This window comes from Amphritea atlantica (assembly GCF_900111095.1).
In the GTDB taxonomy this organism is placed as follows: Bacteria; Pseudomonadota; Gammaproteobacteria; order Pseudomonadales; family Balneatricaceae; genus Amphritea; species Amphritea atlantica.
In genome coordinates this window covers 1-15,512 of the sequence record NZ_FOGB01000008.1, presented here as the reverse complement: position 1 = coordinate 15,512, position 15,512 = coordinate 1, and the positions used below count along the sequence as shown (strand labels likewise).

The following is a 15,512-nucleotide window of genomic DNA, read 5'->3' as shown; positions in this document are numbered from 1 at the left end:
TCAGTGAGAAACATCAGTGAAAAATAACAGTCAGAAAAGCCGCAGCGAAGATGCCTTACTGCGGCCCCGAAAAATTAGCTCAACTGTTTACGCAGGGCATCCAGAGCTTCATTCAACCGGGAAGGCGAGCAGATTGCAGCAACAAACCGGTCCGGTCGGACGATAACAATCTTATCCCGCGCGGCGGTAAACCAGTCCTCCAGCGTATGGTCAACATCTTCAACACTGACCACGCCCTCGGCCTGCAAGCGCTCATGATAGCTAAAACCACTTTTGGAGCGATTCACCTGAATATAACGGGTGTCCAGACCTGCCCAGAACGCTTTATTCTCTTCGGAAACGTTGGCCAGCGGGTTAGTACGGAAGCCGATTACCGAGAACCAGGGGCCCTGCACCTCATCGAATTTCTCCCGGCTGCCATCAGCCGTTTCAACGTCCGGCTGAATAAACAGCTGGCCCACCAGACTGTCAGGATAGATCTCATCCGCTTCGTGATGAACAATGCCTTTGGTGATATGAGCCTTCGGCTTGAACTTAAACTCAACCAGATGCTCGCGCAGGTTATCCACTGAGTCTGACGCCTTGAAGATCCAGTCTCGGATACCGGCCAGAATCGGGTTCGTCATCCCCAGCACCGCGCCCATATTGTCAGCCAGGGCGATCAGATCGGTGGCATGGCCCCGACGTTCCTGATCATAGGTGTTAAGCACACTGACAGGGATGCGTCCTTTAGCGGCAGCGGCAACCTTCCAGGCGATGTTCACCACATCACGCAGACCGGAGTTCAGCCCCTGACCCGCCCAGGGCGGTGTAATGTGGGCAGCATCACCACAGAGCATTACCCGCCCTTTGGTAAAGGTGTCCGCCACCCGGGAGTTATGGGTATACGCACGAATCCGCACGATATCCAGATCATCCACGTCATCGCCGATATGACCCCGGATCAGTTTGCGGATCACCTCCTCCTGACACATCTCCTCCTCATTCTCATGGGGGAACAGCATGAACTCCCAGCGACGGTACTGATAGGGCAGATAGATACAGACAAACGGGCGTGAAGGATCCGCATGCAACGCCGTATAGGGGGCATTGAGCTTATCATTCGCGGCATCCACCACAACCCATTTCGCTTCGTGAGTGATGCCGGTATAACCGATCTCCAGCTGCTTGCGCACCTCAGAACGGGCACCGTCTGATGCCACCACAAAGTCCGCTTCCAGTGTGTAGGCCTTGCCCGTATTATCCGTGACCTCAAGGGTCACCCGATCATCAGTCTGAGAGATGGACTCCATAGTGTGACCCAGGCGCAGATCAACATTATCAAAGCGCTGTAGCCCCTCGCGCATCGTGGCTTCGGTCAGTTGCTGCATAAAAATGTTGCGCATCGGCCAGCCATATTGCGCAGTCTTCGGCTTCACCTCGGCAAAGCAAACACCACGGGCGTTGTAGTAACGCAGTGGCACGTTGCGGATCATGTCCTTGATCGCTTCATCCGCCAGTCCAGCTCCCTGCAGTACCCGCATCGCCTCATCATCCATGCCAACGGCACGGGGATATGGCAGAATCTCTTCCGACGCTTCAAGCACAACGGTCTGAATACCGTACATGCCCATGTAGTTCGCCAGCGTGATGCCGTTAGGCCCACCACCAACAATAACAACCTGTGTTTTTTGTGTTTCCATCAGAATAGTCTCTCTCTTATTTTTTAAACCGAAGCGCTCTGTACAAAACGCACTACGGCCTCATTAAACTTCTCAGGCTGATCGTCATGAACGTAATGGCTGGCGTTATCGACGGTCACAGCGCTAAAGCACGGGTTCTTTTCAATAACCTCTTTTACCGTCGCGGCTGGCAGAAAATCTGAATTACCTCCCTTCACCAGCAGAGAGGGAATTCGTATGGCGTTAACAGCGGGCCAGAGATCGATCGGCTCAATCGTCAGACGCGCTTCAGCAATGCCTTGCTGATCATGCTTCCAGGTTACTCTTCCATCCTGCTCCCGCAGGGAAAACTTAAGCCGGGCAGCGAGCGCCTCCTCTGTCAGATTGGGACGGCTGCTGCGCCAGAACCTTTCAGCCTCTTCCCAAGAGGCAAAAGATAACGGAGTATTGCGCATCTCCCGACGGATACGCTCAGCACCGTCACCCCGGTTGGAAGACCCCGGACCGATATCTTCAATCACCAGCAGTTGCACCTTGTCGGGGTATTGCCGGGTATATTCGAGGGCATTGGTGCCGCCCAACGAATGGCCGATCAGAATAAACCGATCAAGCCCCAGGTGACCGATGAAAGCGTTCAGGTCTTCCACATAGGTATCGGTGTGATAGCCACTGACAGGCCCCCAGTCACTCTCCCCCCGGCCCCGCTGATCCAGCGCAAAACAGCGATACTGATCACCCAGTGCAGTGACAAGTTCCTGCCAGGTTTCTGCAAACCCCCTTAAACCATGCAACATCACCACCGGAATTCCCTGCGGATCACCCCACTGTAGGTAGTGCAGTTTCAGATCGCCACTGTTAAAGAAATGACTGCTTGGGGCCATCGGACACCTCTGTTTACGCTATAACTAAAAACTCTGTTTGTGGAACCGTCTTACACCAGACCGTTTTCGCATTTAGCGTCTTCCGCTTTCAGCCCACCCAAACGTGCATGCAGGCGACCACGGGTTGCAAATGCCCACACAATCAACACCTCGTCGTTACGGGGCGCATCATTAAATGAGACCGAGATAGAGTCATAATGTGAACGCACATAGAGGGCATCCTTATGCGCCAGCGGCACATCAAGCGTAGCACCCGGGCCGCCGATCTTGCCCGTTGAAGGCACCCACGACTTACCACCACCCAGGGCGTCACGCACCGGGTCTGCAGCGGGGTTAGTCAGAAACGCGTTACCGTGTTCATACTCACCATCAGCACCAACCAGAATCGCTTTGCCGTAGCTGACAATAGGGTTATCGCCGGCCAGTTCTTTGATACGTCGACCAAACTCGTGACCCAGCTCCGGAGAGTTTTCAATCAACGCAGACAGATCTTCACTGAACTGACCCGCAAACGGATTCTGGATGGCAGCAGCAATAACATATTTCTTAACCGGCTCACCATCAGCCAGAATACCGGTTTCATTTGCCAGGGTTTCTTCGTAGAAACTGAACCACTTACGGATATGGTATGGCCCAAAATTAGCGTCTTTCATTACGATTACCTTCACAATTAACAACTAAACATTAGTGACTAACAATTATTCAAATATTGGCTCAAGAACAATCTCCCGGCTGGGCGCATTGGCTGCTTTAAACCGCTGTTTGGCCAGTTCATCGTCGTGTTCTGTTTCCAGAAAGAACTCCAGCCGGTTACCATCAGGATCGGTAAAGTAAACCCCCCGGCCAATCTCATGATCGGTGGTTTTTACAACGTTCACCTTCTTCGTCAGTAACATGCCGTACAGAGTACGCAGGATGGTTTCATCCCCGTCGATCTCCAGGCCGTAGTGCTGCAGACCCAGAGTGCCCTGGGCAGATCCCGCCGGGGCTTTGATCAGAGCGATATCATGATGTTTTTCACCAAACCCCATCATGATCCAGTCGTTACCATTGCAGGCCATACGTTCCATCTGCAGGACATCTTCATACCATGCAGCTGACGTTTCAGGATCAGTCACGAACAGGGCAATATGGGTTCTGTTTACTTTAATTTTCATATCTACCTCGGTTTACGGGTTGATAACAGATTGGTGAGCAACCGCAATTTCAGCCTGAGCGGGGGTCCAGAGAACATCAGCGATCTCACTGAATTCACGCCACTCTTTCTTCCAGGAGAGACCGGCTTTATCACTGGTAAACAGGTGCCCATACTTGCAGCCCATAACAATCTGTTCCGGGTTGGCAGGATTCACATGGATACCCCAGATACAGGAGTTAGGCTGCACCGGCAGTGGCAGTTTTTCCCAGCTCTCGCCCGCATCGCGAGAGACAACAAGCTGACTGGTGGTTCCCGGTGTGCCATCGGAGATACTGACATAGATAGTATCTTCGGAACCATGAGGTACCGCAGTCGCCCGGGCGTAATACAAACCAAAAGCGGATTTAGGATTGACACCCTTCCAGGTCATCCCCTCATCGTGGCTGGTGTAAATGGCGTTAACACAAACAACCACAACCACCTTATTGCCATGATTAGGCAGGACATTGATATTGTGGATATCGGAGTTATAGTCCCACAGCAGACGGTCATCGATCCGTTCCCAGCTGTCACCACCATCCACACTCTTGAACAGGCCACCCTCTTCCAGACCAAACCACAGCTTGTTGGCGTCGGTCGGGTCATAAGAGAACGCCAGCAGGCGCGGCTTGTTAACCCCGGCACAGAACTCAGGAATCTCAACCGGTGCACGATCCCAGGTTTTGCAGCCATCGGTGGTGCGCCACAGCACTGCACGTGAAGGCGCGCCGGTACCGACAAAGACCCGCTGAGGGTTAGCCGGATCAACCGCCACCTTCCATACCGTCTCACCATTGAACGGGGTTTCAACGTGCTTCCAATTGGCCCCCGCATCATCACTGATACACAAACCGGTATCGGTGCCTATATAGATCTTTTCCGGCTCATCGGGATGCATGTCCAGAGAGCGGGTTATCGCATCAAATTCGATATCCTGCCCCAGACTCAGACGGTGCCAGGTCTGACCGTTATCACCACTTTTAATAACGCCCTGGCCGGCCGTTGCAACTAATAATGTTCCACTCATGTTCATGCCTCCTAGATAAAGATACCGCGGGTTAAACCACCATCGATACCGATTGACTCGCCGGTAACCGCTCCCGCCTTCGGAGACGCCAGGAAGGCGATCAGCCAGCCCATTTCTACCGGCTGCAGTGTCCGCTTGATCGGTGTGACATCGATATAGCCCTGTTCAATCTCGGCAGGGGTTTTACCCTGCAAGACCCCTTCACGCTCATACAGTTCATGGATGTGAGGGGTATCCACAACACCCGGGTGAATGATGTTGCAGGTAATCCCGAAAGGCCCCAACTGGTCAGACAGGTTCTTGGTCATATGTACGATGGCCAGGTTACGCATACCCGACATCACCTTGCTGCTACGTCCGGTCAGCCCCCCAATATTGATGATGCGACCAAAGCCTGCCTTCTTCATGTGTGGAGTGACCGCTTTAGCACAGCGGAAGTAACCGATGACTTTGGTGTTCATATCGCCCAGCAGCTCATCGGCACCGGCAAACTCAATGGAGTTGCGAACCACACCGGACGGTGCCGCCGCGCCATTCACCAGAATATCAACCCGGCCAAATGCCTCGATGGTTTTCTCCACCATGGCGTTTACCGCATCATCGCTGTTGGTATCGCAGAACAGCGGCAACACACGACGGCCGGTTGCTTCTGAAATTTCCGCAGCAGTGGCTTCCAGCACCGACATCGTCCGGGCACAGATCACCACATCACACCCCTCTTCCGCCAGGAAACGGGCCACATCTTTACCGATACCCATACCGCCACCGGTGACAATAGCAACGCGATCTTTTAGTTCTAAATCCATCTTAAATTCCTCAACTCTTATTACGACAGGTCCACGAAAACACTCTTTGTTTCGGTGTAAGCATCGATAACATTTTTCCCCATCTCCCGACCCCAGCCAGACTGCTTATAACCGCCGAACGGCGCAGCTGGATCGACCACATTCCAACAATTCACATAAACCGACCCGGCTTTCAGCTGGGCCGCAATGCGATGAGCATTCTGCAGATTATTCGTCCAGACACCGGCTGCGAGACCAAAGTCACTGTTATTGGCCCGATGGATCAGTTCATCGGTATCCGACCAGCTCATCACGGTGACTACCGGTCCAAAAATCTCTTCCCGGGCGATACAGGTCTGCTCCGCTTTATCCAGAAACACCGTGGGCTGCATATAATGCCCATGGTCCATTCCGGCAGGCGCCTGACCACCACAGATCAGTTCAGCCCCCTCCTGCACCGCTTTTGCAATGTAATTACTGACGATGCCATGCTGAGCCGCAGACACCAGCGGGCCGATGGTGGTGTCGCTATCCAGGCCATTACCCACCACATAACCAGAACCGTGTTTAGCCAGCTGTTCGAGGGTCTGATCCAGTACGCTGTCATGGACATAGAGACGCGAAGCGGCGGTACACACCTGCCCCTGGTTGTAAAAGATACCGTCTGCTGCCCCCTGTGCTGCTCGGACAATATCCGCATCCGGCATAATGATGTTGGGTGACTTACCGCCCAGTTCGAGGGAGACTTTTTTCATATTCCCCAGAGCCGCCTGACCAATCATCTTGCCCACCTGAGTCGAACCGGTGAAAGCGATCTTATCGACATCATTGTGCGCCGCCAGCGGTGCACCTGCCCGGTCACCGAAGCCGGTAACAACGTTAAACACCCCTTTCGGGAAGCCCGCCTGATCAAACAACTCTGCCAGTCGCAACGCCGCCAGCGGTGTTGTTTCCGAAGGCTTCAACACCGAAGTACAACCGGTCGCCAGGGCTGGTGCCAATTTCCACAAACACATCGACAGGGGGAAGTTCCAGGGAACAATCAGGGCACAGACACCAACCGCCTCTTTGCGCGTATAGGCAAACATCGGTGCCCCACTGCGGGGTGAAACCGGCAGCGTGCTGCCCTCTATCTTAGAAGGCCAGCCCGCAAAGTAGCGCAGAATAGCCAGCGCCGCAGCGATCTCACCCTTGGCATGTAGCAGCGTCTTACCATTATCCAGCGTCAGAATCTGCGCCAGATTGTCGCTGTCCGCTTCCATCAGTGCCGCCAGCCGGTTCATCAGAATCGAACGCTGAGCAGGCTGAACCGTTGACCATTCACCGTTAAAGGCATCGCGCGCGGCCTGCACCGCCGCATCAATATCCGCTTCCACCGCGGTAGCACAGTGAGCAAACACCTGCTTATTCGCCGGGTTTTCGATCTCAAAGGTTGCCCCGGAACTGGCCGCAACCCACTCGCCACCGATATAGAGTTTTTTTGGTTGCGCCAGAAAGCGTTCAACGTCCGAATTAATCGTTACAACAGCCACAACTCTCTCCTTACAGACACATCTCAATGAGGAACGGGGCCTTCGAACCCGTTCCAGTCTTCATGGCCCGCGCCAGTTCCGCATTGGTTTTCACTGCCGTCGAGTCAACACCATAGGCTTTCGCCAGTGACTGCCAGTCCACTTTTGGCTTATCCAGCTCAGTCAGCGACAGCGACTGGGGGCCAAACTCAGTGACACCGTAACGCCGCAATTCGTTTTGCAGAATGCCGTAGCGATGGTTAGCCGCAATCAGAATAACCACCGGCAGATTTTCCCGGGCGATACTCCACAGCGTCTGGATAGTGTATTGAGCACTGCCATCGGACTGCAGACAGATAACGGTGTTACCCCGCTCGGCCAGGGCAGCACCAAAGCCCGCAGGAATACCCTGACCGATAGCGCCCCCGGTATTAGTAATCACCCGGTGTTTAACCGCATGGGCTGACGCGGTAAAAAAGGGATAACCACAGGTGCCACCCTCAACAGAGACGATACAGTCATGGGGCAGACCGGCAGAAACCACCTGACCAATGGACTGCGGTGTTAGTTCTGCATCCGCATCCGGCATGACCAGTTCACCCTGAAGTTCAACAAAAGCGGGCGCTGAAACCGCATCCGCCAGCGCTTCCATGGCACCGACCACGTCATGACCCACCTCAGCCAGCACCACCAGCCGGTCCTGTTCCGCCAGACGGGAGGGCAAACCTTCATAACCAAAGTAAGAGATCGGTTCAGGCACTCCGGCGCATACCACTTCGTCATACTGATCCAGCTCTTTAATAGCCACTTCCGGGAAATATGGCAGACGATCTAGATCCGGCAGGCCACCGCCGCGATGACTGATACGCGGGAAGGTTTCAGCGAACATCTTAACGTTGGGCAGCTGTGCCAGACGGCCAGCGGCTCTGAGGCCCGCTTCGGTGACGCCGTTATCACCGACGATGAACACCAGCCGCTTACCGGCTTTAATCTTCTTCGCAACCGCATCAACGCCATCGCTGAAAAAACGGCGCACGGGGGCGTTTACATGACCTGCAGCCAGCGGATTCTCAATCGGCTTTGCCTGCAGATCCATCGGCAGCACCAGGGTAGAAATGGCACCGAATGGCTGCCAGGCAGCATTAACGGCATCAACAAAATCCGCGGCCACACTTTCAGCCGTTTTAGAGGTGCGAACCCACTTCGATACAGGATTGGCCAGAGAGTGAATATCGCTTGCCAGCGGTGGATCATAATTCACATGCCATGAGGCATGATCGCCGACAACGTTGACAATCGGGGTATTCGCCCGGCGGGCGTTATGCAGATTGGCAATACCGTTAGCGAAACCTGGCCCCAGATGTGTCAGCGTCATCGCCGGACGCCCGGTAACACGGCCATAGCCATCAGCGGCGCCCGTACATACGCCCTCAAACATCGTGAGCACTGGCCGGAAGCGAGGCTCACTCTCCATTGCTGCAACCAGTGGCATCTCAGTGGTACCCGGGTTTGCAAAGCAATACTCAATATCAGCCTCAACAGCTGCCTTTATTAGCAGTTCCGCACCATTCATAGATCAACTCCAAACATTATCTATCTCATATTATGAGACTTTGATAACCAAATCTACATAATAATAATCTCATATTCAACATTTTTCTTAAATTAACTAAAAAGACACCGCTCGAACGCAAATAAATATAAATATATAAGCAATATTATCGCAATATGAGAATTATGCTTGATTATTTGCAATATTAACGTATTTTTATATGCAGAGTTACAAATAATGTAATAAAAACGAAAAATACAGGAAGGAGTAACGGTCTGATGAACCTTACCAGCAACGCCAAGAAAGTTTCCCTGCTTGCCGCAAGCATTGCCCTTGCCAGCGCATCGGCCACCAGCCAGGCTTACCCTCTTTATAGTGAAAACGGTTCTGAGCTGAACCTGGATGTTGAAGCAACTATTGGCACCTTCAGCAGTGATGAGACATACGGCAATTCAGAGTCAAATCCTACCTGGCAGGAAGGCTATATTAAGTATGGTTTCAGTGGTTCCCATGACCTTAATAATGGCGCAACGCTGTTCGGTTCAGTGAATGCCGTGACATCCGGTACCTGGGGTGATGGTGATGCCAGTGGCGTAACCACAGGCGACGAAAGCAAAACAGAGATTGAAGATCTGTTTGCCGGACTGCGTACCGGGATGTTTGAAATTTCTGTGGGTCGCCAGAATATCACTATCGGTGACGGCTTTATTATGAATGGTGATGCCCTGAACATGGGTAAAGGCCTGGACCCTGTCATTGCCGGAACACCATTTGATGTAGAGCCTGACCGGGGTGGTGCATACTGGCTGGCACCGCGCAAAGCGTTTGATAAAACCGTGATGGTTCGGATCGGCGGTGATACCGGTCTGCGTTCAGATATCTTTTGGGTCGAATCAGACAACCAGGCTCAGGCCAGCACTGAACTGGCAGGAGCTAACGTTGAATACGTAACGGAAAAAGGCACCTTCGGTGCAATGTATCTCAAAGGCCTGGGCGTAGACGCAGATCAGGCTGCCTTCTTCGGTCATGACAAACGTGATGGCCAGAAAACAGTCAGCGTTCGTTATCAGGGTAATGCCGGTGTCGAAAACCTGTTCCTGTCAACAGAATATGTTGATCAGACTCAAGGCGATAACTCAATGGACGCCAATGCCTGGTATGTAGAAGCGGGCTGGACATTTGCTGATGCGCCATGGGCCCCAAGTGTTAACTACCGTTTCACCCGTTATGATGAGGGCTATGACCCGCTGTTCTTTGGTTTCAACCGTGGTTACGGTACCTGGTTTCAGGGTGAAGTGGCAGCAAACTATGCTGGCCCGTTTGCCACCGGTACCGATATCAACTATCTGGGTGTCACCGCTCATCCAACGGAGATGTTGACAGTGGGTGCGGGCTACTTTGATTTTGAAGATAAAAATGGTGTTGATGTTGCGAACCAGAACTTTGATGTCTCAGGTAACGAGCTGAATATCTGGGCGGAATGGGTCGCCGCTGATCATCTGATTATCAGCCCGGTTCTGGGCTTCTATACTCCGGATAACGCCAACAGCTCTCAGGGTAACGACAACACCAATACTTACATGCAGGTTATCGCGATTGTACCTTTCTGATACCCCCTTCATCAGAAAATGCAACCCTGGCCGGGATTAACGTCCCGGCCCTTTTTACAAGCAGGTGGAAGTAGATGAACAACTACAAATTACTTATCGATGGTCAGTGGGTTGAAGGTGCCTGCGAACCGTTCAAAGTGATCAACCCGGCGACACTGGAAACGGTGGCGACCTGTGCCAACGGCACCACAGAGCAGTTAGACCTGGCTGTACAGGCAGCGCAACGCGCTTTCAAGAGCTGGCAGCATGTCTCCCATGAAGAGCGTAAAGCGATTCTGCACCGTATTGCTGACGAGATTGCCGCAAACCGTGATGAACTGGCAGCACTGATCGTTGCTGAACAGGGAAAACCGTTTGGTCTGGCGATTGGTGAAGTCGAGGGCGGTATCGCCTGGACCCGCTACACGGCTGAAACGGAGATTCCCGTTGAAGTCTTTGAAGATACAGAAGATAAACTGATAGAGGGTCACCGTAAACCGCTGGGTGTGGTGGCCTCAATTACGCCATGGAACTGGCCCTTCATGATCGCCATCTGGCATATCATGCCTGCCCTGCGCACCGGGAACACGGTGATCAGCAAGCCCTCCGGACTGACCCCGCTGAGCACCATTAAGCTGGTCGAAATCATCAACAACCACCTGCCTGCCGGTGTTATCAATATCATTACCGGAGAACGGGGTATCGGCAGCGGTATCACCGCTCACCCGGGTATTAATAAGATTGTCTTCACCGGCTCCACACCAACCGGACAATCGGTAATGCGTAATGCCGCAGATAACCTCAAACGTCTGACGCTGGAACTGGGTGGCAACGATGCCGCTATCGTTCTTCCGGGCACCGATGTTAGCAACGTTGCACCCGCCATCTTTGGCGCGGCATTCCTCAATATGGGGCAGACCTGTGGCGCGCTGAAGCGTCTCTACGTTCATGAGTCACTTTATGAAGAGATGAGTGCTGCCCTGGCTGATATTGCTAAACAGCAGGTCGTCGGCAACGGTATGGACGAAGGTGTGAACTTCGGCCCGGTGCAAAACAAGGATCAGCTGGATCTGGTTACCGGGTTAGTCGAAGACGCTAAAACCCGGGGCGCACGCATTCTTTGCGGGGGAGCGCCACTGGATCAGGTCGGCTATTTCTATCCGCCAACCATTGTCGCCGACATCTCAAATGAAGCGCCTCTGGTGCAGGAAGAGCAGTTCGGCCCGGTACTGCCGGTGATTAAGTACGCCGACGTTGAAAATGCCATCGAGATGGCCAACGGTATTGATATGGGACTTGATGGTTCGGTCTGGGGGCCGGATACCAACGAGGCAACCACCATCGCTTCCCGCCTTGAGTGTGGCACCACCTTTGTTAACACCCATGCGGAGATTCAGCCCAATGTGCCTTTCGGCGGCTGCAAGATGTCAGGCTTTGGGGTCGAGTTTGGTCTGGAAGGTTTACTCGAATATACAGCGATGCAAGTCGTGCACATTAAGAAATAATTAGCAGGTATTGGCAATGTTTGAAAAATATAAAACCGCTCAGAAGCGTTTCTGGCACCCAATGGGGCCGCCCACACCCGGTAATAATGGAGACACTCTGATTATTACCTCTTCCGATGGCAACTACGTCACAGATGTTGATAACAATCGACTGCTGGATGGCGTTGGCGGCCTGTGGAACGTCAATATTGGCCACAATCGTGTCGAAGTCAAAGCCGCCATTAACAAGCAGATGGACGAGCTGGCGTATTACCAGATGTTCGATGGTATCGCTCACCCCCGGGTATACGATCTTGCTGATAAACTGATCGAGATGTTTCAGCCAGAGGATATGTCCCGGGTGCTGTTCAGCAGCGGTGGTTCCGATGCGGTTGAGACGGCTCTGAAACTATCCCGTCAATACTGGATTGCGGCGGGTGAGCCGAAGCGCACCAAGTTTATCTCCCTGCGTAATGCGTACCACGGTGTGCACATGGGCGGTACCTCAGTTGGCGGTAATAATGTCTACCATATGAACCACGGCCCGCTGCTGGCGGGTTGCGTGCAGGTGGATACCCCCTGGTTGTATCGCAACCCCTGGGATTGTGAAGACCCTGAACAGCTGACTAAACACTGTATCCGCCAGCTGGAAGAGCAGATCCAGTTTCATGGTCCCGATAGTTTTGCTGCGTTTATTGCCGAGCCGGTTCAGGGCGCTGGCGGTGTTATAGTGCCGCCCGATAGCTATTGGCCAGCCGTACGCGAGCTGCTGAACAAGTACAACATTCTGCTGATCGCCGATGAAGTGGTCACCGGTTTCGGTCGCTCCGGCTGCATGCTGGGGTCACGGGGATGGGGTGTGGTGCCTGATATTCTCTGTCTGGCAAAAGGGATCTCTGCCGGTTATATCCCATTGGGGGCAACTGTTTTCAATAAGCGGATTACCGATGCTATCGAAAACAGCCAGGACTTCAGCGGCATGATCATGCATGGCTACACCTATTCCGGCCACCCGACCGCCTGTGCGGCAGCACTGGCCGTGCTCGATATTGTCGAGAAAGAGGATCTGCCGGGTAATGCGAAAAAAGTCGGTGCGCATCTGAAAGAGGCCTTACTACCATTGGTTGAAAAGTTTGCGCATCTGGGTGAAGTGCGTGGGAAAGGTTTGATGCTGGCGCTTGATCTGGTGGTTGATAAAGCAACCCGTGAGCCGGTCAATCCGATGGATGGCTATGCTAACCGCATCGCTGAAGCGGCCAAACAGAACGGCGTACTGGTGCGCCCGGTGGGCACGAAGATTATCCTTTCCCCTCCTCTGACCCTGACCATTGAGGAAGCCGATAAGATGGCTGCGGCACTGGAGACTGCTTTCAGTAGCGTTAACTAAACGCATATCCAACGCGACGCAACGGTTGATCTCCTACTGGCAAACCCGCCAGTAATTTCAGGCTAACCCGATATCGGGTTAGCCTTTTTTCTTCTGCTAATTAAAGCCTTTAAGAAACCGTTTCTGCAGCTGTTTCTTTATCAGACTCTGACGAAACAATCCTGGCCGCAATGCGATTCGCCGCACTTTTTACCAGCTCAATCACCGCTTCATGCCGGAGTAACTGAAAACTGGATGTTCCCCCTACTGCTGCGATACTGCCCAGAATATCCTCTGTCCCCGGCTTGATAATCGGCGCGGCAATACCGGTCAGCCCGGAGTTCAGTTCATCATGGGTAATGCAGTAACCATCCTGACGAATTGAACGGGTTACCTGGGAAAAACTCTTCCAGGTAAAGTCATACTCAGCGCTGTTCTCTATCGCTTCATAAAACAACTTTTTCAGCTTGCGGCCCTTTTGATAGGACACCAGCACTTTAGACTGAGCCCCTTTAAATAAAGGCAACGGCTGCCCCCGGCCAAACGAAAAACCATACTCTGTATCAGGAGAATTAATATAGGTATTAATGATATGTCCGTCGTAAAAGACACTGATATAGACATTAAGGCCGGTGGTCTTACACAGCTCAGAAATGATCTCTCGCCCATTTGAGAGCAACGGATCATAGCGACGCATCATCCAGTCCAGCTCAATGATTCTGGGACCCAGGGTATACTGCCCATCCACCCGGCTCAGCAACCCTGATTCGCACAACTCTTTTACATAGCGATAGGCCGTCGCCCGTGAAAGCCCCATGCCATCGGCAATTGAATCCACATCTAACAGCAGCGAATCCGGGCCAAACATATTCAATACATTCAGCATCTTGCTAAGGCTTGTCATCTTGCCTCCTTTCAGTATGGTGCGTTGCAAATGTAAAACAACACACTCAGCTTTGTAATAATCTATCTACCCTATGAAGGGCCCAATAAACGCAATATTCTCACAATAGAAGAATAACTTCAGCAACTAAAGATAAAACAACACCATTTTAGCTTCTTTTTGATAATACAGTGCAGAAAATAGAGCGACATCACGGTAGTAGATCATACAATCAGACTGTCTGATAACCGCTCTGAGAGAAATGCTATCCGCACCGGGGCGATAGACGGTATCCTTAGGATTGACTGGCTTATTATCCATTTACGTCTTTGAGCTATTTGTAATCTGATGAATAACAGCAACGACCAACGACATCAACATCTGCAGATCAACAACAAACAGTCATCCACTGTCGTGGGGGGCTGGTCTGTGGCCGTTGGTCGCGCCCTGGATTCTCTTGGCTATAATGGCGATGAGCTTCTGCGCGCGGCGGGCGTGGATATATCCCGGATGAGTGATACCGATGTGCGCTTTAGTGCTGACCATACCCGTGCACTCTGGGCGCTGGCGTTAACAGAAACCGGCCAGGAGGATATCGGCTTACAGGTTGCCCGCTATGTCTGCCCCACCACCTTTCATGCCCTGGGCTTCTCTTTGTGGGCCAGTCACAGTCTGCTCGATGCACTCAAGCGCATGGTGCGCTTTGAAGTATTACTCAATGATGGCTGCAACCTCTCGCTGGATAAAGCCGATCCCCTAAGCTTCCACTTCTGCATGCAGGTGCGTCAGTCTGACAACCGGCCGCTGGTTGCCGCTGAAGGGGTCGACTATTTTCTCGGCGCAGTGGTAAAAATGTTCCGCGATATGTCGGATCAGCGTTTCGCCCCCCAATTGGTTAGCTTCACCCGTGAGGCGCCGGTTAACCCGGCATTATGGGAAAGCTATTTCCAGTGCCCTGTCTCGTTTGGTGCGTCTGAAAATCGCTTAGTGCTGAGTGCAGACACCCTGAATAAAGAGCTGCCAACGGGCAATACTCTGCTGGCTGAACAGAACGATAAACTGGTTGAGGACTATCTGCAGCGCTTACAGATGGCCGATCTTTGTGGCCGGGTGCGTATCGCCCTGATCGATCTGATGCCGCTGGGACTGACGACGCTGGAAGCGGTGGCAAACGAGCTGAACATGGTGCCCAGAACACTGCAGTACAAACTCACCCAATCCGGTACCACCATCCAGACACTGCGGGATCAGATCCGTGAAGAGCTGGCGCGTAAATATTTGCAGTATTCCCGCCAGAGTATTACCCAGATCGCCTACTCGCTGGGTTTCTCCGACCCCGCCCATCTGAACCGGGCTTTCAAGCGCTGGACCGGAGAAACCCCAACCGCCTTCCGCAACCGTCACCTTTAAGAAAACGGTTCACCACAGAGTACACCGAGGACACAGAGATAAATCTTTAAGATCTTCTTAACCGCTTATCTCAGTACGCCCGTGGTAAAAACTATAACCGCGTTCCAGACCAGGCTTCTTTAAAAAACGGTTCACCACAGAGGGCACCGAGGACACAGAGATAAATCTTTAAGATCTTCTTAACCG

Annotated in this window: 13 protein-coding genes; 4 read left to right on the top strand and 9 right to left on the bottom strand. The window is 52.7% G+C overall.

The genetic code is table 11. The features are described 5' to 3' along the window. Positions 1 to 74: 74 nt before the first annotated feature. Genes BMY09_RS13585 through BMY09_RS13550 form a run of 8 tightly spaced genes read right to left on the bottom strand, consistent with a single transcriptional unit; the run spans position 75 to position 8,615 of the window. On the bottom strand, positions 75 to 1,682 hold the full coding sequence (locus BMY09_RS13585) for a bifunctional 3-(3-hydroxy-phenyl)propionate/3-hydroxycinnamic acid hydroxylase (RefSeq protein ID WP_091359259.1): 1,608 nt from the start codon (positions 1,680 to 1,682) through the stop codon (positions 75 to 77). Between the two features lie 23 nt (positions 1,683 to 1,705). Further along, complete coding sequence (locus BMY09_RS13580) at positions 1,706 to 2,542, bottom strand: alpha/beta fold hydrolase (protein ID WP_091359257.1); 837 nt, start codon at positions 2,540 to 2,542, stop codon at positions 1,706 to 1,708. A 50-nt stretch (positions 2,543 to 2,592) separates the two neighbouring features. Then, positions 2,593 to 3,195: an amino acid synthesis family protein gene (locus BMY09_RS13575; RefSeq protein ID WP_091359254.1), complete on the bottom strand. Its 603-nt coding sequence runs from the start codon at positions 3,193 to 3,195 to the stop codon at positions 2,593 to 2,595. A gap of 45 nt (positions 3,196 to 3,240) precedes the next feature. Next, complete coding sequence (locus BMY09_RS13570; protein WP_091359251.1) at positions 3,241 to 3,699, bottom strand: VOC family protein; 459 nt, start codon at positions 3,697 to 3,699, stop codon at positions 3,241 to 3,243. Between the two features lie 12 nt (positions 3,700 to 3,711). Next, the gene (locus BMY09_RS13565; protein ID WP_091359248.1) at positions 3,712 to 4,746 is read right to left on the bottom strand and encodes a VPS10 domain-containing protein; all 1,035 of its coding nucleotides are present in this window, start codon (positions 4,744 to 4,746) and stop codon (positions 3,712 to 3,714) included. An 11-nt stretch (positions 4,747 to 4,757) separates the two neighbouring features. Beyond that, entirely contained in the window at positions 4,758 to 5,552 is a 795-nt protein-coding gene (locus BMY09_RS13560) for an SDR family NAD(P)-dependent oxidoreductase (protein ID WP_091359245.1), read from the bottom strand. Positions 5,553 to 5,572: 20 nt separating this feature from the next. Continuing rightward, on the bottom strand, positions 5,573 to 7,063 hold the full coding sequence (locus BMY09_RS13555; protein ID WP_091359242.1) for an aldehyde dehydrogenase family protein: 1,491 nt from the start codon (positions 7,061 to 7,063) through the stop codon (positions 5,573 to 5,575). Positions 7,064 to 7,073: 10 nt separating this feature from the next. Next, complete coding sequence (locus BMY09_RS13550) at positions 7,074 to 8,615, bottom strand: acetolactate synthase large subunit (protein WP_091359239.1); 1,542 nt, start codon at positions 8,613 to 8,615, stop codon at positions 7,074 to 7,076. Positions 8,616 to 8,872: 257 nt separating this feature from the next. On the opposite strand from BMY09_RS13550, the gene BMY09_RS13545 reads away from it, so the two are divergent. The 3 genes from BMY09_RS13545 to BMY09_RS13535 all read left to right on the top strand — a co-directional run bounded on the left by BMY09_RS13545 (position 8,873) and on the right by BMY09_RS13535 (position 13,054). Then, positions 8,873 to 10,204: an alginate export family protein gene (locus tag BMY09_RS13545; protein ID WP_091359236.1), complete on the top strand. Its 1,332-nt coding sequence runs from the start codon at positions 8,873 to 8,875 to the stop codon at positions 10,202 to 10,204. Between the two features lie 74 nt (positions 10,205 to 10,278). Beyond that, the gene (locus BMY09_RS13540) at positions 10,279 to 11,688 is read left to right on the top strand and encodes an aldehyde dehydrogenase family protein (RefSeq protein WP_091359233.1); all 1,410 of its coding nucleotides are present in this window, start codon (positions 10,279 to 10,281) and stop codon (positions 11,686 to 11,688) included. 16 nt (positions 11,689 to 11,704) lie between these two features. Further along, positions 11,705 to 13,054 carry an aminotransferase class III-fold pyridoxal phosphate-dependent enzyme gene (locus BMY09_RS13535; RefSeq protein WP_091359230.1) on the top strand — a complete coding sequence of 450 codons (1,350 nt, stop codon included), beginning with the start codon at positions 11,705 to 11,707 and terminating at the stop codon, positions 13,052 to 13,054. 109 nt (positions 13,055 to 13,163) lie between these two features. Here the strand turns inward: BMY09_RS13535 and BMY09_RS13530 are convergent, their stop codons facing one another. After that, positions 13,164 to 13,937, bottom strand: a complete 774-nt coding sequence (locus BMY09_RS13530; protein WP_091359227.1) for an IclR family transcriptional regulator — start codon at positions 13,935 to 13,937, stop codon at positions 13,164 to 13,166. Between the two features lie 327 nt (positions 13,938 to 14,264). On the opposite strand from BMY09_RS13530, the gene BMY09_RS13525 reads away from it, so the two are divergent. Next, positions 14,265 to 15,326: an AraC family transcriptional regulator gene (locus BMY09_RS13525; RefSeq protein ID WP_091359224.1), complete on the top strand. Its 1,062-nt coding sequence runs from the start codon at positions 14,265 to 14,267 to the stop codon at positions 15,324 to 15,326. The last annotated feature ends 186 nt before the right edge of the window (positions 15,327 to 15,512 follow it).

Excerpts from the sequence above, each read along its gene's own strand:
- BMY09_RS13585 (WP_091359259.1), bottom strand. The coding sequence starts at position 1,682 with ATGGAAACACAAAAAACACAGGTTGTTATTGTTGGTGGTGGGCCTAAC.
- BMY09_RS13580 (WP_091359257.1), bottom strand. The coding sequence starts at position 2,542 with ATGGCCCCAAGCAGTCATTTCTTTAACAGTGGCGATCTGAAACTGCAC.
- BMY09_RS13575 (WP_091359254.1), bottom strand. The coding sequence starts at position 3,195 with ATGAAAGACGCTAATTTTGGGCCATACCATATCCGTAAGTGGTTCAGT.
- BMY09_RS13570 (WP_091359251.1), bottom strand. The coding sequence starts at position 3,699 with ATGAAAATTAAAGTAAACAGAACCCATATTGCCCTGTTCGTGACTGAT.
- BMY09_RS13565 (WP_091359248.1), bottom strand. The coding sequence starts at position 4,746 with ATGAGTGGAACATTATTAGTTGCAACGGCCGGCCAGGGCGTTATTAAA.
- BMY09_RS13560 (WP_091359245.1), bottom strand. The coding sequence starts at position 5,552 with ATGGATTTAGAACTAAAAGATCGCGTTGCTATTGTCACCGGTGGCGGT.
- BMY09_RS13550 (WP_091359239.1), bottom strand. The coding sequence starts at position 8,615 with ATGAATGGTGCGGAACTGCTAATAAAGGCAGCTGTTGAGGCTGATATT.
- BMY09_RS13545 (WP_091359236.1), top strand. The coding sequence starts at position 8,873 with ATGAACCTTACCAGCAACGCCAAGAAAGTTTCCCTGCTTGCCGCAAGC.
- BMY09_RS13540 (WP_091359233.1), top strand. The coding sequence starts at position 10,279 with ATGAACAACTACAAATTACTTATCGATGGTCAGTGGGTTGAAGGTGCC.
- BMY09_RS13535 (WP_091359230.1), top strand. The coding sequence starts at position 11,705 with ATGTTTGAAAAATATAAAACCGCTCAGAAGCGTTTCTGGCACCCAATG.
- BMY09_RS13530 (WP_091359227.1), bottom strand. The coding sequence starts at position 13,937 with ATGACAAGCCTTAGCAAGATGCTGAATGTATTGAATATGTTTGGCCCG.
- BMY09_RS13525 (WP_091359224.1), top strand. The coding sequence starts at position 14,265 with ATGAATAACAGCAACGACCAACGACATCAACATCTGCAGATCAACAAC.